At 41.9% G+C, this 20,536-nt stretch carries 15 protein-coding genes, 2 rRNA genes and 1 other annotated feature (1 of these 18 only partly in view); of the genes, 11 read left to right on the top strand and 6 right to left on the bottom strand.

Annotated features, from left to right (window positions below):
- The first annotated feature begins 6 nt into the window (after positions 1-6).
- From IGI41_RS14695 to guaB, 8 genes are all read left to right on the top strand, one after another.
- The gene (locus IGI41_RS14695) at positions 7-771 is read left to right on the top strand and encodes a ParA family protein (protein WP_430610519.1); all 765 of its coding nucleotides are present in this window, start codon (positions 7-9) and stop codon (positions 769-771) included.
- Positions 761-1,651, top strand: a complete 891-nt coding sequence (locus IGI41_RS14690; protein ID WP_430610518.1) for a ParB/RepB/Spo0J family partition protein — start codon at positions 761-763, stop codon at positions 1,649-1,651. Before IGI41_RS14695 ends, IGI41_RS14690 begins: the two co-directional genes overlap by 11 nt.
- Before the next feature lie 11 nt (positions 1,652-1,662).
- On the top strand, positions 1,663-1,851 hold the full coding sequence (locus IGI41_RS14685) for a DUF951 domain-containing protein (RefSeq protein WP_430610517.1): 189 nt from the start codon (positions 1,663-1,665) through the stop codon (positions 1,849-1,851).
- 8 nt (positions 1,852-1,859) lie between these two features.
- Positions 1,860-2,960 carry a redox-regulated ATPase YchF gene (gene ychF, locus IGI41_RS14680; RefSeq protein WP_430610516.1) on the top strand — a complete coding sequence of 367 codons (1,101 nt, stop codon included), beginning with the start codon at positions 1,860-1,862 and terminating at the stop codon, positions 2,958-2,960.
- Between the two features lie 73 nt (positions 2,961-3,033).
- Complete coding sequence (locus IGI41_RS14675; protein WP_430610515.1) at positions 3,034-3,726, top strand: DUF1129 domain-containing protein; 693 nt, start codon at positions 3,034-3,036, stop codon at positions 3,724-3,726.
- 137 nt (positions 3,727-3,863) lie between these two features.
- The gene (locus tag IGI41_RS14670; protein WP_430610514.1) at positions 3,864-4,406 is read left to right on the top strand and encodes a PadR family transcriptional regulator; all 543 of its coding nucleotides are present in this window, start codon (positions 3,864-3,866) and stop codon (positions 4,404-4,406) included.
- 39 nt (positions 4,407-4,445) lie between these two features.
- Positions 4,446-5,978 carry an MFS transporter gene (locus IGI41_RS14665; protein ID WP_430610513.1) on the top strand — a complete coding sequence of 511 codons (1,533 nt, stop codon included), beginning with the start codon at positions 4,446-4,448 and terminating at the stop codon, positions 5,976-5,978.
- A gap of 297 nt (positions 5,979-6,275) precedes the next feature.
- On the top strand, positions 6,276-7,760 hold the full coding sequence (gene guaB, locus IGI41_RS14660) for an IMP dehydrogenase (RefSeq protein ID WP_430610512.1): 1,485 nt from the start codon (positions 6,276-6,278) through the stop codon (positions 7,758-7,760).
- Positions 7,761-7,826: 66 nt separating this feature from the next.
- Here the strand turns inward: guaB and IGI41_RS14655 are convergent, their stop codons facing one another.
- Positions 7,827-10,535: an FtsX-like permease family protein gene (locus IGI41_RS14655; RefSeq protein WP_430610511.1), complete on the bottom strand. Its 2,709-nt coding sequence runs from the start codon at positions 10,533-10,535 to the stop codon at positions 7,827-7,829.
- Between the two features lie 9 nt (positions 10,536-10,544).
- Positions 10,545-11,246, bottom strand: a complete 702-nt coding sequence (locus IGI41_RS14650) for an ABC transporter ATP-binding protein (protein WP_430610510.1) — start codon at positions 11,244-11,246, stop codon at positions 10,545-10,547.
- 149 nt (positions 11,247-11,395) lie between these two features.
- On the opposite strand from IGI41_RS14650, the gene IGI41_RS14645 reads away from it, so the two are divergent.
- On the top strand, positions 11,396-11,950 hold the full coding sequence (locus IGI41_RS14645; protein WP_430610509.1) for a TetR/AcrR family transcriptional regulator: 555 nt from the start codon (positions 11,396-11,398) through the stop codon (positions 11,948-11,950).
- A 67-nt stretch (positions 11,951-12,017) separates the two neighbouring features.
- Here IGI41_RS14645 and IGI41_RS14640 read toward each other — a convergent pair whose 3' ends face one another.
- The 4 genes from IGI41_RS14640 to IGI41_RS14625 form a co-directional block, all read right to left on the bottom strand.
- The gene (locus IGI41_RS14640; RefSeq protein ID WP_430610508.1) at positions 12,018-13,577 is read right to left on the bottom strand and encodes a polysaccharide deacetylase family protein; all 1,560 of its coding nucleotides are present in this window, start codon (positions 13,575-13,577) and stop codon (positions 12,018-12,020) included.
- Between the two features lie 265 nt (positions 13,578-13,842).
- A complete protein-coding gene (serS, locus tag IGI41_RS14635) occupies positions 13,843-15,120 on the bottom strand; it encodes a serine--tRNA ligase (protein ID WP_430610507.1) in 1,278 nt (425 codons plus the stop codon).
- Between the two features lie 54 nt (positions 15,121-15,174).
- Positions 15,175-15,374: a binding site (T-box leader), on the bottom strand.
- 31 nt (positions 15,375-15,405) lie between these two features.
- A complete protein-coding gene (locus IGI41_RS14630; RefSeq protein WP_430610506.1) occupies positions 15,406-16,590 on the bottom strand; it encodes a sensor histidine kinase in 1,185 nt (394 codons plus the stop codon).
- Complete coding sequence (locus IGI41_RS14625; protein WP_086273067.1) at positions 16,580-17,269, bottom strand: response regulator transcription factor; 690 nt, start codon at positions 17,267-17,269, stop codon at positions 16,580-16,582. Before IGI41_RS14625 ends, IGI41_RS14630 begins: the two co-directional genes overlap by 11 nt.
- 713 nt (positions 17,270-17,982) lie before the next feature.
- Here IGI41_RS14625 and IGI41_RS14620 point away from each other — a divergent pair.
- Together IGI41_RS14620 and IGI41_RS14615 are read left to right on the top strand one after the other, a co-directional pair.
- Positions 17,983-19,542 (top strand): 16S ribosomal RNA (locus tag IGI41_RS14620).
- Between the two features lie 229 nt (positions 19,543-19,771).
- Positions 19,772-20,536: ribosomal RNA gene (locus tag IGI41_RS14615) — 23S ribosomal RNA — on the top strand (it continues 2,150 nt past the right edge of the window).
- The 16S and 23S rRNA genes sit together here, the layout of an rRNA operon.

Here is a 20,536-nt window from a genome sequence, read left to right as displayed (position 1 = left end):
AAAGCAATGGCTCGTATTATATCAGTTGCAAATCAAAAGGGCGGTGTCGGTAAAACGACTACTACGGTCAACCTTGGTGCTAGTTTGGCATTTGGAGGTAAAAAAGTCCTATTAGTCGACATAGACGCCCAAGGAAATGCCACTAGCGGCGTCGGCATCCGCAAACCAGATGTAGATAAAGATATTTATGACGTTTTAGTCAATGAAACCCCCATCGTTGAAGCAATTTTGCCAAGCAGTCGGGAAAACTTAGATATCGTACCAGCCACGATCCAATTAGCTGGGGCTGAAATTGAATTGACCTCAATGATGGCACGAGAATCACGCCTTAAATCGGCACTAAATGAAATCAATGAACAATATGATTATATTTTTATTGATTGTCCGCCTTCATTAGGCCATTTAACGATCAATGCATTTACTGCCAGCGACTCTATTTTGATTCCTGTTCAATGTGAATATTACGCCTTAGAAGGATTGAGCCAGTTGTTGAATACAGTTCGTTTAGTCCAAAAACACTTTAATCCAGAGTTAGAAATCGAAGGTGTCTTGTTAACGATGTACGATGCCAGAACCAATCTGGGCGCTGAGGTCGTTGAAGAAGTCCGTCGCTACTTCCAAGAAAAAGTCTATGAAACGATCATTCCAAGGAATATACGTTTATCTGAAGCGCCTAGCCATGGATTGTCGATCATTGATTATGATCCGCGTTCTAAAGGGGCGGAAGTGTATCAAACGTTAGCAAAGGAAGTGTTAGCACGTGAAGAATAAAGGGAAAGGATTGGGTCGCGGCATCGATGCCTTGTTTCAAGATCTGCAAGGATTAGAAGAAGTCGATATCAAGACTGAAAAAGTCGTTGAGATTCCACTAAATGAATTGCGACCAAATCCATATCAACCACGAAAAACGTTTGACGAACTTTCTTTGCAAGAATTGGCCAACTCAGTCCAACATGCAGGGGTCTTTCAACCGATCATTGTTCGCCAATCTACAGTTAAGGGCTATGAGATCATTGCTGGTGAACGTCGTTTTCGTGCCTCTAAACTAGCAGGTAAAGAAACGATTCCAGCAATTATCCGCAACTTTGATGAAGAAGCGATGATGCAAGTCGCCGTTTTAGAAAATCTGCAAAGAGAAGATTTGAACCCATTAGAAGAAGCCGAAGCCTATGATATGCTGATGAAAAATCTTAAACTGACACAAGCTGAAGTGGCTGAACGTCTGGGTAAAAGTCGACCTTATATTGCGAATTACCTGCGATTGCTGACATTGCCTAAACTTGTCAAAGAAATGGTGCAAGACAACCGTTTATCGATGGGGCAAGCCCGAACGTTGTTGGGTTTGAAAAATAAAGACCAAATCTTAAAATTAGCCAATCGTTGTGTGAAGGAAAACTTTACTGTACGTCAATTAGAACAGTTGGTTTCTGAAATGAATGATACCAAAAATGAAAAGAAAAAAGTCCCTCGTTTGATTCGGGAAAAGCCGTATTATCTGCGTGAAAGCGAAGACCGCTTAATGGATAAATTCGGCACGAATGTTGAGATTCGCGAAAAAGAAGGCAAAGGGAAAATCGAAATCGAGTATTTGTCTCAAAAAGATTTGACCCGTATTTTAGATTTGTTGCATATTCAATTTGATGAAGCTTGAGGTGATAAAGAATGTATGATCTTGGCGATATTGTCGAAATGAAGAAACCACATGCCTGCAAGGCAAATCGGTGGGAAATCATCCGTATGGGTGCCGATATCAAAATCAAATGTACTAATTGTGGGCACATCGTGATGTTGACCCGACGCGATTTTGATAAAAAAATGAAAAAAATCCTAGAAAAAAACGAGAAAGAGTGAAGTAAATTATGGCGTTAACAGCCGGAATCGTCGGTCTACCAAACGTAGGCAAATCGACTTTATTTAATGCAATCACGAAGGCAGGCGCAGAAGCGGCCAACTATCCCTTCGCAACGATCGACCCGAATGTAGGAATGGTGGAAGTGCCAGATTGGCGCTTGCAACGATTAACAGAGTTGGTTCATCCTAAGAAGACTGTACCAACAACTTTTGAGTTTACTGATATTGCCGGAATCGTACGAGGGGCTAGTAAAGGAGAAGGCCTAGGCAATCAATTCTTGAGCCATATTCGTCAAGTGGATGCCATTTGTCACGTAGTCCGTTGTTTTGATGATGACAATATCACTCACGTAGAAGGACGGGTCGACCCATTAGCCGATATCGATACGATCAATTTGGAATTGGTATTAGCCGATTTGGAATCTGTCAACAAACGTTACACACGGGTAGCTAAGATCGCCAAAACCAAAGACAAAGATGCGGTGGCAGAATTGGCAGTATTAGACAAAATCAAACCAGTCTTAGAAGAAGGTATCTCTGCTCGGTCAATCGAATTTACTGAAGAAGAACAACGAATCGTCAAAAGTTTGTTTCTATTGACCACGAAGCCTGTTCTTTATGTTGCCAATGTCGCTGAAGACGATGTGGCCGATTTTGACCATAACGACTATGTCAATAAAGTCAAAGAGTTTGCCAATAGTGAAAACGCAGAAGTCATTGTGATCAGTGCGAGAGCCGAAGAAGAGATCGCTGAACTTGAAGAAGAAGACAAAGCTGATTTCTTGGAGGCATTAGGGATCGAAGAGTCAGGTTTGGATCAATTGATTCGGGCAGCCTATGATCTGCTGGGCCTAGCTACTTACTTTACAGCTGGGGAACAAGAAGTCCGGGCTTGGACATTCCGCAAAGGAATCAAAGCACCTCAAGCAGCTGGTATCATTCATACAGACTTTGAACGAGGGTTCATTCGAGCAGAAACTGTCTCTTTTGAAGACCTAGATCAATATGGTACGATGCAAGCAGCCAAAGAAGCCGGTCGGGTTCGTTTGGAAGGAAAAGAATACATCGTGCAAGATGGCGATGTCATGTTGTTCCGTTTTAACGTATAAAGGGCTTTCTTCCTAAGGAATTTGTGGTAAAATGTCCATTGTGAAGAAAATGCGCAGAAGGGAGAATCAATTCATGGAACCAGAAACTCTGCGAAATTATGTTTCCGAAAATCGTGAATTTGAACAGCAATTAACAAAACGCAACCAACAATATATTTTTGATTTAAAAAAATCATTAGACGCAGCCAATCTTTCTGAAGAGGAAAAGACCGTTGCACTGCATGAAATACTGCCGGTTCTAGTAAAAGAACAAAAAGGTGGTAAGACAGCTAGACAATTGTTTGGGACGGTGTCCGAAAGAACAGAGGCAATCATCAATAAACCGGTTGAGCAAAAAGAATCAGGACCGTTTTTGATGTGGTTAGACAATACTTTGCTGATCCTTGGTATATTTGGATTGATGCTAGGTGTCATGGGCATCTTTACTCGTGGACAAGCACAACCTTATGGTCTGTTGACCTTGTTCTTGATGGCAATCTTAGCCGGATGGGTCTTCTATTTGATGTATAAATATATGTATCAATATGAACGGCCTGGTGCAGACAAAAGCAAACGACCTAAGATGTGGAAAATCATTTTGATTTTGGTTGGCGCATTTTTATTATGGATCGTTGTGATTTCTCTTTCTGCTATGATTCCAGCACCATACAACCCACAAGTCGATCCAGTGATCGAAGCCTTGATCGGTGCAGTTGCATTGGCGGCTAAGTATTACTTGAAACGCAAATACAATATTATCAGTAGTCTATCAGTCCCTAGAGGCTGATTATCTGCCCAGTTGTTTCTCTTTTTTGCAAAAAGAAAACAACTGGGATTTTTTTTGCTTGACAATAGATCTAAAAGACCTATAATAAGCAAGTCGATAGATCTAAAAGACTGATATAAAATGTAAAGGAGGCACTTATGTACGATCTACTATTATTGGGTTCCTTGGTTGGCGGCGATAAGACCGGCTATAAACTGCAGAAAATCGTTGGGTCTGCGTTACAGCCCATGCGCAAAGTGTCAAGTGGTGTCTTATATCCATCCTTAGAGAAGTTAGAAAAAGAAGGATTGATTACCTCAACAGAGCAGCAGGATGTGAGGAAGACCAAATTATGGCATATTACTGCTGCGGGTACAGCGCGCTTTGCTGAACTCATGCAAAATGATATTCCATCGGATGCAAAACGAAATGATATGATCCATTTCAAATTACGTTCATTAAACAGTGTGTCGATGCCAGTTCAATTAAAGATTTTGACCGAATTTCAATTGTTTATCGAAAGTGATCTTTTGTTTTATCAACAAGCCCAACGTGATATGCTGGTTCATCGGGAAGAATATCCAGATCAGGCGCCGCGATTTGATGTCATCGTTTCAGCTTATGACCTTGATATTCAATTGGCGCAAACCAAACTTTCGTGGATCAAGCAGCAGATTGAGCAACGGAAAACATTGGGATAAAACTGCAACAGAATTTATATATAGGAGTGTTGAATCGCTATGGAAAAAGCGTCAAAAAAATGGCTTTCATTGATTGCCATGTCGTTAGGGGTATTTATGGGTCTTTTGGATGTAACAGTGGTCAATGTAGCGTTGCCCACGATGCAAAAAGCCTTTGATGCACCCTTTACTCAATTACAATGGGTATTAAATGCCTATACACTTGTTTTCGCGGTCACATTACTGGTTGTTTCTAAATTAGGTGATATGTATGGGCGCAAAAAGATTTTCTTAGGCAGTTTGGTGATCTTTATTGCCGCTTCTGTCTTGAATGGTTTTGCACCCTCGTTGCTGATTTTGGATATTGGTCGGGGGATTCAGGCCGTCGGTGGTGCAGGGATGATGTCTTTGTCGATGGCATTGGTTGCATCCAACTTCGAAGGCAAGCAGCGTGGTTTGGCATTAGGGATCTTAGGGTCAGTCATCGGGTTATCTTCGGCTTCTGGTCCGCTAGTTGGTGGATTATTGGTGGATGCCTTTGGGTGGGAATCAATTTTCTTTATCAACTTGCCTGTGGGAATCATCGCGGTACTGATGACGATTTATTTTGTTGATGAAACACCCAGTTATGGACGAAATCAAAAAATCGATGTGCTGGGAATGGTCCTTTCAACTGCTGCTTTATTCAGTGCCATTTATGGATTGATCCAAAAAGAGACCCACTTGGATTGGGCTTGGACAGATTTTAGCGTTGGCGGCTGGTTGGTGCTAGCGATTATTTTCTTGGCTTTATTCATTGTCACTGAAGCCAAAGTCAAAGAACCAATGATGAATTTAAAGATGTTTAAAAATATCAATTTTGTGGGCTCCGTGATTGTGGCCTTTGCATTAGGATCTGGTATTTATGCGTTTAATACGTATCTGACTGTTTTGATGCAAAATTATATCGGCTGGTCGGCCTTTGATACAGGTGTGCGCCAATTGGCACTTTCCGTTTGGTCATTGATCTTAGGCCCGGTTGTTGGTATCTTAGGCAACAAGTTTGCCAAGAAATGGATGATTGCTGCTGGATTATTGATCAGTGGCGGAGGCTTCTTGTTCTTGATTGGCCAACTATCGCCAACGATGGGATATGGACAATTATGGCCGACATTGGTGATGATCGGTATTGCCAATGGTATCGTCAATCCGCTGCTGAACTCTGCTGGATTAGAAGGCGTCGCGCCTCAAGAAGTGGGGATGGCCTCAGGTCTGTTGAATGTGTTCCGCCAGTTTGGTACGAGTTTCGGTGTGGTGATTTTAGGTCTGGTTGAAGCCAACCGCTATGCAGAAGTTGTCAATGTCCATGCGGATAAGATGAATATACCTATCAAATTGACAGATAGCTTGATCAGTGCCGGTCCTTTTTCTGGTCATGAGATTGCTTTTTCGGATGCAGTCAACCAAGCGCCTTTTGCAGCTGAATTGCAAAAAACTGTTGTTCAGGCTTTCGATAGCGGGTTGACACATATTTGTTATGTCGCAGGTATCGTGGTTGTGATCGGTGCAATCGGTGCAGCTATTTTTATGAGAGAAAATAAATCTGCTGTATAATCGAGAATGATTCGATGAGATATCAGCCCTCACTTTTGCAGCTAGGTGCTTCTTATTAGAAGGATCTGGCTGCTTTTTTTTGGTCCACTAGGTCTGATTGCTGGTCTGTACGAAAAGTGGACGTGGCAGATTAGTTTCTTCAAAAGCAGCGTATTTTGAGAAAATAAAAGTCGATTATGAGAATTGCGATTCTGATTACGTATGATAAATAAGAAAGCTTTCCGAAAGGTTGACTTATGAAAAGAATTTTGATATTTTTTTTAAAATACCTAAAAACTTTAAGGAGTGGTTACAAAAATGTCCAACTGGGAAACCAAATTTGTAAAAAAAGGGTTAACGTTCGATGATGTCTTATTGATTCCTGCAGAAAGTCACGTGTTGCCAAACGATGTGGATATGCGTGTGCAACTTGCCCCGAATATTACGTTGAATATACCAATCATGAGTGCCAGTATGGATACAGTAACTGATAGTAAAATGGCCATTTCAATGGCACGTCAAGGTGGATTAGGCGTGATCCATAAGAACATGAGTATTGCTGCGCAAGCTGATGAAGTCCGTAAAGTCAAACGCTCAGAAAGTGGCGTGATCATCGATCCATTTTTCTTAACACCAAGCCACCTCGTAGCTGATGCAGAACATTTGATGAGCAAATACCGTATCAGTGGTGTACCTATTGTCGAAACGATGGAAAATCGTATCCTTGTCGGCATTATCACCAACCGTGATATGCGCTTTGTCACAGATTATACGATGTCTATTGATGATGTCATGACGAAAGAACAATTGATCACAGCTCCTGTAGGTACTTCATTGAAAGATGCCGAAAAAATCTTGCAACAACATAAAATTGAAAAATTGCCGATTGTTGATGAAGAAGGACGCTTAAGCGGCTTGATCACAATCAAAGATATCGAAAAAGTCATTGAATTCCCGAACGCTGCCAAAGATACACATGGCCGTCTTTTAGTGGCCGCAGCAGTGGGTGTCACGAGTGATACGTTTGAACGGGCACAAGCATTATTAGATGCAGGTGCTGACGCTATTGTGATCGATACTGCCCATGGCCATAGTGCAGGCGTGCTGCGTAAAATTTCTGAAATCCGTGGTCAATTCCCTGAAGCAACATTGATTGCTGGAAATGTCGCAACAGCAGAAGGCACGAAAGCACTGTATGATGCAGGTGTCGATGTCGTGAAGGTCGGAATTGGTCCAGGTTCGATTTGTACGACCCGGGTCGTTGCTGGTGTAGGTGTTCCTCAGTTGACGGCTATCTACGATGCAGCTTCTGTTGCCCGTCAATATGGCAAAGCGATTATTGCAGATGGCGGAATCAAATATTCTGGCGATATTGTGAAAGCATTAGCAGCTGGCGGTCATGCAGTCATGTTAGGCAGTATGTTAGCCGGTACCGATGAATCACCAGGTGAATTTGAAATTTATCAAGGCCGCCGCTTCAAGACTTATCGTGGTATGGGTTCACTAGGTGCAATGGAAAAAGGTTCCAGTGATCGTTATTTCCAAGGCGGCGTCAACGAAGCCAATAAATTGGTTCCAGAAGGTATTGAAGGACGCGTGGCATACAAAGGGAGTGTTTCTGATATCATTTTCCAAATGATTGGTGGATTGAAATCAGGTATGGGTTATGTCGGTGCAGCTAATTTACAACAATTACGCGACGAAGCCCAATTTATTCAAATGAGTGGCAATGGACTAAAAGAATCACATCCTCACGATGTTCAAATCACAAAAGAAGCACCAAACTATTCAGTGAAATCTTAATAGTTTTCACGTGAAACATTCAAAAAGACATCTGTACCTCAATTTGAGGCCGCAGATGTCTTTTTTTTATTCGTTCGATTTCAATGCATCGATCATATTGATGTGGGTCAATTTTATATGAGTGACAAACATAACGATAACAGTAAAGAGAATGGTCATTCCGCCTGCTAAAGCATATGCCGGCCAATTGATTACGAGAGGAAAGACCATATTTTCCATGGACGCTTGCGCGAGAATAAAGTCCGTCAAGAAGTAACCAACCCCATAACCGGCCAAAATCCCGAATAGTGTAAAGACAATATTTTCACGAACAATATACATCGTGACTTCCTTATTGTAAAAACCTAACACTTTGATCGTAGATAGTTCACGAATTCGTTCTGATACATTGATATTTGTTAAGTTATATAAAACGACAAAAGCCAATGCGCCAGATAGTACAACGAGTATCAAGACAATGGAGTCTAGATTGCCCATCGATTCATTTTGGGTATTGATTTGCGCGGATAGAAAAGTGGTATTCTTGACACTATCTGTTTCCAACAAAGCAGTTGAAAGGTTTTGTTCTTGCTTTTGACTCATTGTATCGCTCTTAAGTAATAAAGTATTAGGTGCAAAGGCGGTATTGGTCATTGCTTCATACGTTTCTTGCGAAAGGTACAAAGAATTTCCTAAGTAGTTCTCAGCAATCCCACTGATTTTTACATCAAAAGATTCTTGATCACTATTATAGAAAGTCAAAGTATCTCCTACGTTGATATCATAAAGTTCGGCATATTTCATGGTTAAGACTGCACCATTATCGGTCAAAGGCAATGGATTGCCATCTAATGAGGTCAAATGTACATAATCTGCAAAATCTTCGCTATCTGCAGGGACCATCAAAGTCAGACTCTGTTTTCCTTGATTTTCAGGACGAATCTCGATGGTTTCACTATTGACTGCTAATGTGTGGGTCACTTTTGTATCGTCAGCAATCGCCTTTTCGGCTTTGTCTAATGTAGCTTCTTTGTTATCAGACAGGGTAACGACCGCCTGATAATCGGTAATCGGTCCAAATTGTTTGCTGGTGACAGCACCAAGGGAATCTTTCAAGCCTACACCAGCGACCATCAATCCCGTACAGCCTGCAATTCCTATGACTGCCATGACCATGCGTGATTTATAGCGGAATATATTTCGGAAACTTACTTTTTGATTAAAACTTAATCGAGACCATAATGGCGTAATTCTTTCCAAGAAAATCCGTTTCCCTGGTTTTGGTGCGCGTACTTGTAATAATTGTGCTGGTTTTTCCCGCAATTCCTTGATCAAAACAAAAAGACAGGCACCGAGTGCAGCAATCAAAAAGGCAATGGCAGCTAAAATGATTGGCGACCAAACATAATAGACACGGATACCATCCAAAAGATAGCGATCACTTGATAGAAAATAAATCAAGCGAGGCAACAGCTCGGTTCCTAAAATGGCACCGCTGGTGATGCCGATCACGGAAGAAAGCATGGCATAAATCAAATATTTGATCGATATTTCTGCTTTTCCATAACCTAATGCTTTCAAGGTACCAATTTCTTTACGATTTTCTTCTACCATTCGCGATAACGTTGTAAAGGTAATCAAGGCGGCAATAAAAAAGAAGAATACTGGGAAGACATTGGCAATAGCTGCTATCCGATCTGATAATCCGCCATATTCTTGAAAACCAGGATTGTCTTTGCGCTGGTTATAGAGATATGTGGGTTCTTCTAAAGCATCTAAGTCAGCCAAATTATCCTGAATGGTTTGTTGCGCTTCATCTAATTGCGCTTGTTGGGCATCAAGGGTTTCTTGCTGTTGGGTCAACTCAGCTTCGCCAGCAGCGATTTGGGCGCTAAGGGCTGCTTGTTGTGTTTGCGGCAATTGACTTAAAGCGGCTTTTTGTTCATTCAGTTGTTCTTTGGCAGCATCGAGTTGTGCTTGTCCGTCATCAAGTTTGGCCTGATTGTCCGCTAACTCATCTTGTGCGGGTGTGATATCTTCCATGGCATCTGCTTTGATTTCAGCCAAGCGTTCTTGCGGTCGATCGGCAAAGAGTGCTTCGATCGATTCTTGATGACTGTCCATCTTCTCTTCATACGCATCAGAATAAGTCTCTAAAGATTGAACATCGTCAAAGGAGAAGTAGAGAATCGATTTGACCTCCATCGTGAATGCTGATTCAGGCACATAAGCGAAGTAGGAAACGACACCACTACCGACGTTTGCATAGCCGCGTTCTGCAACACTGATATAGATCGGTGAGTCAGCAAAACCAACGATCGTGTAGCTTTCCTCAGATAAATTATCCGTATCATCAAAGGTGTAAGCATCACCTAAACGGTAGCCATAGTTTTTGGCTTCGGCATCTAAAATGATTTCATCTTTTTCTTCGGGCAAACGTCCTTCTTTGACCAAAAGCTGATTCAGCGTTTGCTCTTTATTAAAAGAGTTGACTTGAACGACTTCATCGCTATTTACTGTGGCATAAAACTGGTAAGCAGATTCTACATGGGCGTCGGCTTTCGCTGCAACATCCAGGTCTTCATCTGTAAGGCCTAAAGTGGATGTGACTTGCAGGTCAGCCAACTGCTGGCTATCCACATAAGCACTGGCTGAGTGGTTCAAAATCGGGCCGGTAGCTTTGACGCCGACAAATAGAAAAGTACCGAGGAAAATAATCAGGGTAATGGCAATGAAACGGCCTTTGGATTGACCGATCTCACGGAAACTGGCTTTTAAATAGGTTTTATTTTTCATCAGAGCCTCCTACCAAACGATATCATCGATAGAGATCGGCTGTTTATTTTCTTCAATCGAACGTACCGTAGCATCATTGATATGGATCACCCGATCAGCGATGGGTGCGATGGCACTGTTGTGGGTGATGATCAGTACGGTATTGCCATTTTCACGACTGGCATTTTGCAAGAGCTTCAGTACTTGCTTGCCGGTTTCAAAATCTAGGGCACCTGTTGGTTCATCACATAGCAGCAATTTAGGGTTCTTCGCCAGTGCTCGGGCAATAGAGACGCGCTGCTGCTCACCGCCGGAAAGCTGAGCTGGAAAATTGTTTTTTCGATTCTCTAAACCGACTTGTGCCAATACCACATCAGGATCTAATGCATTTGGAGACACCTCGGTCGCCAATTCGATATTCTCTTTGGCGGTCAAATTAGGCACTAAATTGTAGAATTGAAAGACGAAACCGACGTCTTTGCGGCGATACTCCGTCAATTGCTTGTCAGAGAACTGGGCGATGTCTACTTGATCGATAATGATTTGTCCTTCATCGGGAGAATCCATGCCACCTAAAATATTTAAGACTGTTGATTTTCCAGCACCACTAGGACCTAAGATAACCACCAATTCACCTTCTTCAATCGAAAAAGAAAGGTGATCATTGGCAGTAATCGTGGTTTCACCCATTTGATATCTTTTACATTCATTTTTTACTTCAACATAACTCATTCAAAGGCCTCCATTTAATAAACACGTGTTGATTTAATCACATGGTGTTAGTATACTAAGAAAGAAAAGCGAGGGCAATCCTCAATACTTATTGAAATGTCATAAAATAAACAAATAAAAAGAAAGTGTTGAAAAGAAAGGAGTATCTGATGGCAGGAATAGCGGGGAATCGTCGGACACTATACTCGAAGAAAGTGATTAGACAAGCGTTTCAAGACTTATTGTTAGAAAAAGACTATGCTAAGATCACAATCAAAGAAATTGCTGAGCGAGCAGATATCAACCGGGGAACTTTTTATAAATATTATAAGGACACAGCTGCATTACTTGAAGAGATCGAAGCGGAATTGGTACATGAAATTGCAGATAACTTACAGAAAGAAAGTCTTTCTCTTGATTTATGGCTCGCCAAACTACTGACTATTTTATACGACAATCCAAGTACCACGCATTTGATTTTGTTGAACAATAGCCATTTATTGAATTTATTGTTAACTGAAATCAAACCGGAAACCTTCAAACGCTTTGCGCTATATTTTAAAGAAGCGACAACAGCAGAATTGGAATTGTGTTTAAGCTATTTTGTCTGCGGTTCGATTGGATTGATCGAACGATGGTTAAAAGATTTTCCTGAAATGGCACCAGATGCAGTAGCTTCATTGCTGATCCAGATATTTGCTACAAATGTTTATGGGGGAGAATAGGAAGAAACCGCCGAGAAATGTATCTCGGCGGTTTCTTTTGTGATTGATCATCGCATAGAATCAATCTTTATTCAACTAAGCGTTCATCAGTCATACCAAAGTATTGGTGGAGCGGTTTTTGCTTACCAGCCAACAATTGATCGACCGTTACGAACGTATAACCTTCTTCTTTTAACATTTTAATAATACCAGGTACGGCTTTGACAGATTGTGGGTGGATATCATGGATCAAAATAATGGCGCCATTAAACGCATTTTGTTTGACGACTGCATTGATCTTGCCAGGATCTTTTGATTTCCAATCTTGAGAATCAATATCCCATTGAATGATCGGCATAGCCACTGTCTCTGCACTTTTTTTGTCAATGGCACCATATGGCGGACGTAGATTTCTTGGCAGCGTACCGGTTGCTTTGAAAATAGCTTCATCGGTTTTAATGATTTCTTCTCTTAGGTCATCGACTGATAATGTATTTAATTGAGGATGAGAGTAAGAGTGACTAGCTATTTCATGTCCAGCTTCAGCGACTTTCTTGGCTGAGTCAGGATACTGCGCCACCATTTGACCAAGCATGAAGAAGGTAGCTTTGACATCATTTTCTTTCAAAATATCTAGTAAATTTAAAGTAGAAGAGTCATTTGGCCCATCATCAAAGGTCAAAGCGATATATTTTTTATTTTCATCTAGGACAGGTAACGCGTCTTTGACACTCTCTGCTTTCACTAAATCTGTATCGATGAAGGCAGCAATATCTTTATAAGCCAATGTGATTTTGTCCACACCAGTTTTATTTTCTGGTAATTCGATCGTCAATTTCTCTGGATCATAGGTCATTTTTGAATCAAAAGTGATTTTATCCATGGTTAAAACAGCATCGATGATTTTATCTGGATCATCGGATTGTTCCAGAATCTTTTGCTCGATCACTTGTTGGATACCTAAAAGACTTGCTTGATCTGGAATCAAGTCTTTGATGGTCAAAGCGGTTTTTGTTTTTTCAGAAACATAGACAGGGGATTCTGTTAGGGTATCTGCATCTTTAAATTTTCCAGACTCTCGATTCCAAACATAGCTGTCGGCTTGTAAAGAATAAACGGACACTTTCGAAGAGACGGCTTGCGATTTGACTTGTGCAATCGTTACGATTTCTTTTTCACTGTGTTTCTTGTCAAGTTTTTCAACCAATGCTGTCAGTTTGCTGGTTGCATCACTGATAGGCATCTTGCTATCATCCTGTGGGCGATAGATCACTTCTTTGCGGTCACCTTTGGCTAATAGCTGGCTTTCGGTTTCTAGACCATTTTGCGCTTGTTCTTCCGCAACCTTATCCAGTAAAGCGCTAGCTGCAGCTTCATATTTTTCCTGAGCCTCTTTTTCTTGTTGTTGTAATGTATAGGCGATATAACCAGCCGTTGCGATGATCACGATGATCAATAATGCGACTAAGCCGAAAATATATTTTCCATAAGGGTTTTTCCTTTTTGAAGTCAAGGAATTTGACTTATCTGAGTGGACCTCATTTTTTGGATGATTGTTATCCAGAGTGTTTTTGTCCTCTTCGTTGGCTGTTTCGGTGGTCTTTTTATGTAAATCACTACGACGAGCATACGTTTCTTTATCAGGCATTTGGCTTGATCCCTCCATTTATCATCATAAAGTAAACCAAATGTAACACAATCGTAACATTCTTTCAATATAGGTGATTTCTTTCTTAGTATATTTAAAGAAACGGTACTTTTTTCTAATATATCATCTTAAAAAAACGTTGGTTTTTTAATATTTGATCAAAAAGGATTGAAATCCTTGTACATCACTTGCACAAATGGGTAGCCTGCTAACCAAAATGTTGCTAAAAAAGCTATGACTACAAAACTGTAGTCATAGCTCTCGTTTACGCTTTTTCGATTTTGGTCAAACCACCCATGTAAGGTACGAGTACTTCTGGAATCGTCACACTGCCATCTTCGTTTTGATTATTTTCTAAGACTGCTGCAACTGTTCGACCAACTGCTAGACCAGATCCATTTAATGTATGCATATAATGGATTTTGCCTTCATGATCACGATAACGAATCATTGCACGGCGGGCTTGGAAATCTTCACAGTTTGAACAAGAACTGATTTCACGATAGGTATCTTGCGCTGGGATCCACACTTCTAAATCGTAGGTCTTAGCCGCTGAAAAGCCCATATCGCCAGTACATAAGGCCATGACACGGTATGGTAGGTTCAGTTTTTGCAAAATATCTTCTGCGTTGCCTGTCATTTTTTCTAGTTCATCATAAGAATGCTGTGCATCACTAAATTTGACCATTTCAACTTTGTTAAATTGATGTAGACGTATCAAACCTCGGGTATCCCGGCCTGCGCTACCAGCTTCTGAACGAAATGATGGGCTGAGTGCTGTAAAGTATATAGGCAGTTGAGCGCCATCTAAAATCTCACCATTATAGTAATTGGTCAAAGGCACTTCTGCAGTTGGGATCAATGTAAGATCTGTATCTGCCAATTGGAAAACATCTTCTTTGAATTTTGGAAATTGACCAGTACCAAACATCGATTGGCTATTGACGATATAAGGGGTCATCATTTCCGTGTAGCCATGCTCATAAACATGCTGATCCAGCATAAAGTTATATAAGGCACGTTCCAAGCGAGCGCCCAAGCCTTTGTAATAAACAAAACGACTTCCCGAAACTTTTGCTCCGCGTTCGAAATCTAAAATTCCTAGTTCTTCTGCAATTTCCCAGTGAGGTTTTGGCTTGAAATCGTATGTTTTGGGTGCCGACCAACGTCGTACTTCAACATTGTCTTCTTCATTTTGTCCGATGGGTACTGAATCATTCGGTAAGTTTGGGAGTGTCGTAGCAATTTGCTTGATTTCTTCATCGATTTGATCAATGGCTTCATCTAATTGCTTGATTTGACTGCCGACTTCTTTCATTTGCGCGATTTTATCTGTCGCATCTTCTTTGGCACGTTTCAAAGCTGCGATTTCTCCAGAAACGTCATTGCGCAATTTTTTTAATTCCTCTGTTTTAACTAATTGCTGTCTGCGTTGTTCATCGAGTGATAAGAAATGGTCCAGCACTTCGGCTTTCACACCCCGTGTAGCTAACTTTTGCTGGACTTCTTCAAAGTTTTGGCGAATCATTTTTACATCTAACATAATTTACTTCCTCCTCTTTTTGCAAACAAAAAATGGCTATTCCGATCCCTTATTGCTTGGGACGAAATAACCATTCGCGGTGCCACCCAAGTTCAGCTGCAGCTGCCCTTGATACTCGTATCGTGAGTCAACGATTTTTCTTTCGAAAAATACACATCAAAGAACTGGATTCTATCCGTCTCATCACTGATTCTCACCAACCATCAGCTCTCTGGAGAAAAAACGCATGTACTAGGTTCTGTGTTTATATTATTTACCATAGCATAACGAAAAATAGTTTTTTCGTCAACCATAGTTCTGTGTTGTTGAAAGATTGTTTCGTTTCAACGGCAGGTGGATAATAAAGGAAGTCCATTCAGGGGTCGATTTTGCGTAAATATAGCCACCATGTAAGGCAACGATACTTTGTGCAATAGCCAATCCCAAACCAGTACCGCCGGTTTCTTGGGACCGAGATTCTTCCACGCGATAGAAACGATCAAAAAGTGAATCTAAAGCTTGTTTTGGGATCATCTGACCATTATTTTTCACAGTTAGGATCGCTTCAGTCCCGACTTTTTCCACTTCCATGCGTATGGTGTCCGCACCCTTACCGTATTTCAGTGCATTAGAGAGGAGATTATTGAAGACGCGCACCAGTTTTTCGGTATCTCCATCCATTTCAATATGATCAGGCCGCGTGTAGGTTTCGATTTTGATTCCTTTGCGGTTGGCTTCTAATTCAAAGTCTGCAGCGAGTTGTTCGACAAATTGTGCCATATCGAAAGGGACCAAGTTGATCGGTACGCTTGGCTGGCGCACTTTTGTATACTCGAATAAGTCGTCTACCAAGGATTTCATTTGTTTGGCTTTCACATAAGCTGTATGGGTATATTTCAATAATTCTTCCTCAGAATGATATTGACGATCCTCAATCAATCCTAGATAGCCAATGATTGAAGTCAGCGGCGTCCGGATGTCGTGACTAACATTTGTGATCAGTTCATCTTTCGATTGTTCGATCCGCCGTTCGTCTTGAATTGCAGCTACTGTGCTGTCGACGAGTACATTGATATTTGACACGACCCGATTGAGATCGCCTCTTAGTTCAAAGGGGATTCGATGGTCATAGTTGCCTTCAGCAATGTAATGCAATTCGCTAATGATATGGCGTAGTTGCATTTGATGATAACGGCGAATCAAACGCCAATACAAAACGATCACATCTAAAAAGAAAAATAATGGAAGAATGAAATTTCGACCGCTTCTAAAAATATCTGTATTGAAGGCATCAGTAAAGGCGGTTTTTGATTCATAGATCGCTTCTACCAAAAGGGGAGAGTTTTCCCGCACCGAAGTACCAACGACAATAATTGCGACATTTAATAGAAGTAAAAGAACCACTGTGATGATTCCTTCAGCAAAAAGTTCGCTGATTTCCTTTGAAGTCAGTGTAATACGCTTCTTTTTCTCAACAGGTTTACTTCGCATCTATTTTGTAGCCAACTCCCCACACTGTTTGAATGACTTTCTCTCCATCGGTTGCTTCTTCAATCTTATCTCTCAGGTGACTGACATGGACCATAACAGTTTTCGCTGAAACAACGCTCTCTTGTTTCCATACTCGCTCGAAAATCTCATCAGCACTGAATACTCGATTAGGGTGAGAAGCAAGTAAATATAAAATACCAAACTCTAATGCAGTCAATTGGATTTCATTACCATCGATCGTCTTGACCTCGTGAGAGTCACGATTAATGATCAGTGAGCTAACCTCCAATATTTCCGGTTGATTCGAAGGGGTTTGCATTTTGGTTCTTCTCAATAATGATTTCACTCGCGCCATGACTTCTAATGGATTGAATGGTTTGGTTACATAATCATCTGCACCAGCAACTAGTCCACGAATTTTATCCATATCAGTCGTTTTGGCGGTCAGCATGATGATTGGAATTTGAGATTCCTTTCGCAATTCTTTCACGACTTGCATGCCATCCATTTCGGGCATCATGATATCTAATATGAGAAGCTCAATATCAGCAGTGGTCCTAATTTTAGATAAGGCTTCTTTTCCATCATAAGCTTTAACTGCCTCGTATCCTTCATTGTGTAAGTAAATACTCAATAGTTCAACAATCTCTTTATCATCATCTGCTACCAATATCTTCATATGTATCCTCCTAGGAACAATATTCTTTTCTCCATTTTAGCAAATAATCAACAAAATGAACAAATTCAAACTTAAATTTATAAGAATGCTATGAATTGTAGAGAGATAAATAAGAAAACACGAACGATAATCCTTTAAAAATATCAATTCAAGTGAATTGACGAACAAAAAGCGGAAAATAATCACAGATAAGTAGTGGAAACGCACTAACTAGAAACGTTGGTCTATCAAGCATTTGGGGGTTGACGAATCAGATTAAAGTTGGTATATTATTACATGTGCCAAATGACCTGAGAGGTCGAAAAAACTTTTTGAAAAAAAGGGTTGACGCACAAGAATACAAATGATATTATAACGAAGTCGCAAAAATAAAACGATTAACGGTTGTTGATATGACAACAAATTAATTGAAAAAAGTTGTTGACAAATAACAAATCATTTGTTATCATAATGAAGTTGCTAAGGCAGCCGCAACGTTGTTGAAGAAACAACGAGCGAAAAAAACTTTTATAAAAAGTGTTGACAATCACTTGTCACTCTGATATGATATAAAAGTTGCTAACGCAACAACGTAGACCTTTGAAAACTGAACAAAGCAAGCAAACGAACCAATGTGTAGGACGCTTCATTATATGAAGCAAATACATGCAAGCAATAGCTAGCAAAAGTTAATTTTTATGAGCTTAACGATCCTTTGGATCGTTCAAACAAATCATTATGAGAGTTTGATCCTGGCTCAGGACGAACGCTGGCGGCGTGCCTAATACATGCAAGTCGAACGCTTTTTCTTTCACCGGAGCTTGCTCCACCGAAAGAAAAAGAGTGGCGAACGGGTGAGTAACACGTGGGTAACCTGCCCATCAGAAGGGGATAACACTTGGAAACAGGTGCTAATACCGTATAACACTATTTTCCGCATGGAAGAAAGTTGAAAGGCGCTTTTGCGTCACTGATGGATGGACCCGCGGTGCATTAGCTAGTTGGTGAGGTAACGGCTCACCAAGGCAACGATGCATAGCCGACCTGAGAGGGTGATCGGCCACACTGGGACTGAGACACGGCCCAGACTCCTACGGGAGGCAGCAGTAGGGAATCTTCGGCAATGGACGAAAGTCTGACCGAGCAACGCCGCGTGAGTGAAGAAGGTTTTCGGATCGTAAAACTCTGTTGTTAGAGAAGAACAAGGATGAGAGTAGAACGTTCATCCCTTGACGGTATCTAACCAGAAAGCCACGGCTAACTACGTGCCAGCAGCCGCGGTAATACGTAGGTGGCAAGCGTTGTCCGGATTTATTGGGCGTAAAGCGAGCGCAGGCGGTTTCTTAAGTCTGATGTGAAAGCCCCCGGCTCAACCGGGGAGGGTCATTGGAAACTGGGAGACTTGAGTGCAGAAGAGGAGAGTGGAATTCCATGTGTAGCGGTGAAATGCGTAGATATATGGAGGAACACCAGTGGCGAAGGCGGCTCTCTGGTCTGTAACTGACGCTGAGGCTCGAAAGCGTGGGGAGCGAACAGGATTAGATACCCTGGTAGTCCACGCCGTAAACGATGAGTGCTAAGTGTTGGAGGGTTTCCGCCCTTCAGTGCTGCAGCAAACGCATTAAGCACTCCGCCTGGGGAGTACGACCGCAAGGTTGAAACTCAAAGGAATTGACGGGGGCCCGCACAAGCGGTGGAGCATGTGGTTTAATTCGAAGCAACGCGAAGAACCTTACCAGGTCTTGACATCCTTTGACCACTCTAGAGATAGAGCTTCCCCTTCGGGGGCAAAGTGACAGGTGGTGCATGGTTGTCGTCAGCTCGTGTCGTGAGATGTTGGGTTAAGTCCCGCAACGAGCGCAACCCTTATTGTTAGTTGCCATCATTTAGTTGGGCACTCTAGCGAGACTGCCGGTGACAAACCGGAGGAAGGTGGGGATGACGTCAAATCATCATGCCCCTTATGACCTGGGCTACACACGTGCTACAATGGGAAGTACAACGAGTTGCGAAGTCGCGAGGCTAAGCTAATCTCTTAAAGCTTCTCTCAGTTCGGATTGTAGGCTGCAACTCGCCTACATGAAGCCGGAATCGCTAGTAATCGCGGATCAGCACGCCGCGGTGAATACGTTCCCGGGCCTTGTACACACCGCCCGTCACACCACGAGAGTTTGTAACACCCGAAGTCGGTGAGGTAACCTTTTTGGAGCCAGCCGCCTAAGGTGGGATAGATGATTGGGGTGAAGTCGTAACAAGGTAGCCGTATCGGAAGGTGCGGCTGGATCACCTCCTTTCTAAGGAATATTTCGGAAGACTACACATCGTTTGCCTTTGTTCAGTTTTGAGAGGTCTACTCTCAAAATTAGTATTGTTCATTGAAAACTGGATATTGAAGAAATCAAAACAAGTAACACACACCGAGTTGAACAAAAAAAGAGTTTTTTAATAAGTTCAACGCTTATTTTAGTCAAGTAACCTTCTATCGCTAGAAGAAGTGCTTGAAAAACCGACCGTAAGGTCAAAGGTTAAGTGAATAAGGGCGCACGGTGGATGCCTTGGCACTAGGAGCCGATGAAGGACGGGACTAACACCGATATGCTTTGGGGAGCTGTAAGTAAGCTATGATCCAGAGATTTCCGAATGGGGGAACCCAACATCTTTTATAGGATGTTACGTCTGTGTGAATACATAGCACAGTCGAGGTAGACGCAGAGAACTGAAACATCTAAGTACCTGCAGGAAGAGAAAGAAAATTCGATTCCCTGAGTAGCGGCGAGCGAAACGGGAAAAGCCCAAACCAACAAGCTTGCTTGTTGGGGTTGTAGGACTCCGATATGGTAGTCTATTCAGATAGTCGAAATACTTGGAAAAGTATGTCAAAGAGGGTAAAAACCCCGTAGACGAAATTTGGATAACACCTAGGAGGATCCTGAGTACGGCGGAACACGAGGAATTCCGTCGGAATCCGGGAGGACCATCTCCCAAGGCTAAATACTCCCTAGTGACCGATAGTGAACCAGTACCGTGAGGGAAAGGTGAAAAGCACCCCGGAAGGGGAGTGAAATAGATCCTGAAACCGTGTGCCTACAACAAGTTAGAGCCCGTTAATGGGTGATAGCGTGCCTTTTGTAGAATGAACCGGCGAGTTACGATAGCATGCGAGGTTAAGTTGAAGAGACGGAGCCGCAGCGAAAGCGAGTCTGAATAGGGCGAATGAGTATGTTGTCGTAGACCCGAAACCATGTGATCTACCCATGTCCAGGTTGAAGGTGCGGTAAAACGCACTGG

The sequence above is a fragment of the Enterococcus sp. DIV0876 genome (assembly GCF_050529585.1).
Classification (GTDB): domain Bacteria; phylum Bacillota; class Bacilli; order Lactobacillales; family Enterococcaceae; genus Enterococcus_D.
Note: the sequence above shows the minus strand (reverse complement) of the source record. Positions and strands in the feature narration are given on the sequence as shown.

Excerpts from the sequence above, each read along its gene's own strand:
- IGI41_RS14695 (WP_430610519.1), top strand. The coding sequence starts at position 7 with ATGGCTCGTATTATATCAGTTGCAAATCAAAAGGGCGGTGTCGGTAAA.
- IGI41_RS14685 (WP_430610517.1), top strand. The coding sequence starts at position 1,663 with ATGTATGATCTTGGCGATATTGTCGAAATGAAGAAACCACATGCCTGC.
- ychF (WP_430610516.1), top strand. The coding sequence starts at position 1,860 with ATGGCGTTAACAGCCGGAATCGTCGGTCTACCAAACGTAGGCAAATCG.
- IGI41_RS14675 (WP_430610515.1), top strand. The coding sequence starts at position 3,034 with ATGGAACCAGAAACTCTGCGAAATTATGTTTCCGAAAATCGTGAATTT.
- IGI41_RS14670 (WP_430610514.1), top strand. The coding sequence starts at position 3,864 with ATGTACGATCTACTATTATTGGGTTCCTTGGTTGGCGGCGATAAGACC.
- IGI41_RS14665 (WP_430610513.1), top strand. The coding sequence starts at position 4,446 with ATGGAAAAAGCGTCAAAAAAATGGCTTTCATTGATTGCCATGTCGTTA.
- guaB (WP_430610512.1), top strand. The coding sequence starts at position 6,276 with ATGTCCAACTGGGAAACCAAATTTGTAAAAAAAGGGTTAACGTTCGAT.
- IGI41_RS14655 (WP_430610511.1), bottom strand. The coding sequence starts at position 10,535 with ATGAAAAATAAAACCTATTTAAAAGCCAGTTTCCGTGAGATCGGTCAA.
- IGI41_RS14650 (WP_430610510.1), bottom strand. The coding sequence starts at position 11,246 with ATGAGTTATGTTGAAGTAAAAAATGAATGTAAAAGATATCAAATGGGT.
- IGI41_RS14645 (WP_430610509.1), top strand. The coding sequence starts at position 11,396 with ATGGCAGGAATAGCGGGGAATCGTCGGACACTATACTCGAAGAAAGTG.
- IGI41_RS14640 (WP_430610508.1), bottom strand. The coding sequence starts at position 13,577 with ATGCCTGATAAAGAAACGTATGCTCGTCGTAGTGATTTACATAAAAAG.
- serS (WP_430610507.1), bottom strand. The coding sequence starts at position 15,120 with ATGTTAGATGTAAAAATGATTCGCCAAAACTTTGAAGAAGTCCAGCAA.
- IGI41_RS14630 (WP_430610506.1), bottom strand. The coding sequence starts at position 16,590 with ATGCGAAGTAAACCTGTTGAGAAAAAGAAGCGTATTACACTGACTTCA.
- IGI41_RS14625 (WP_086273067.1), bottom strand. The coding sequence starts at position 17,269 with ATGAAGATATTGGTAGCAGATGATGATAAAGAGATTGTTGAACTATTG.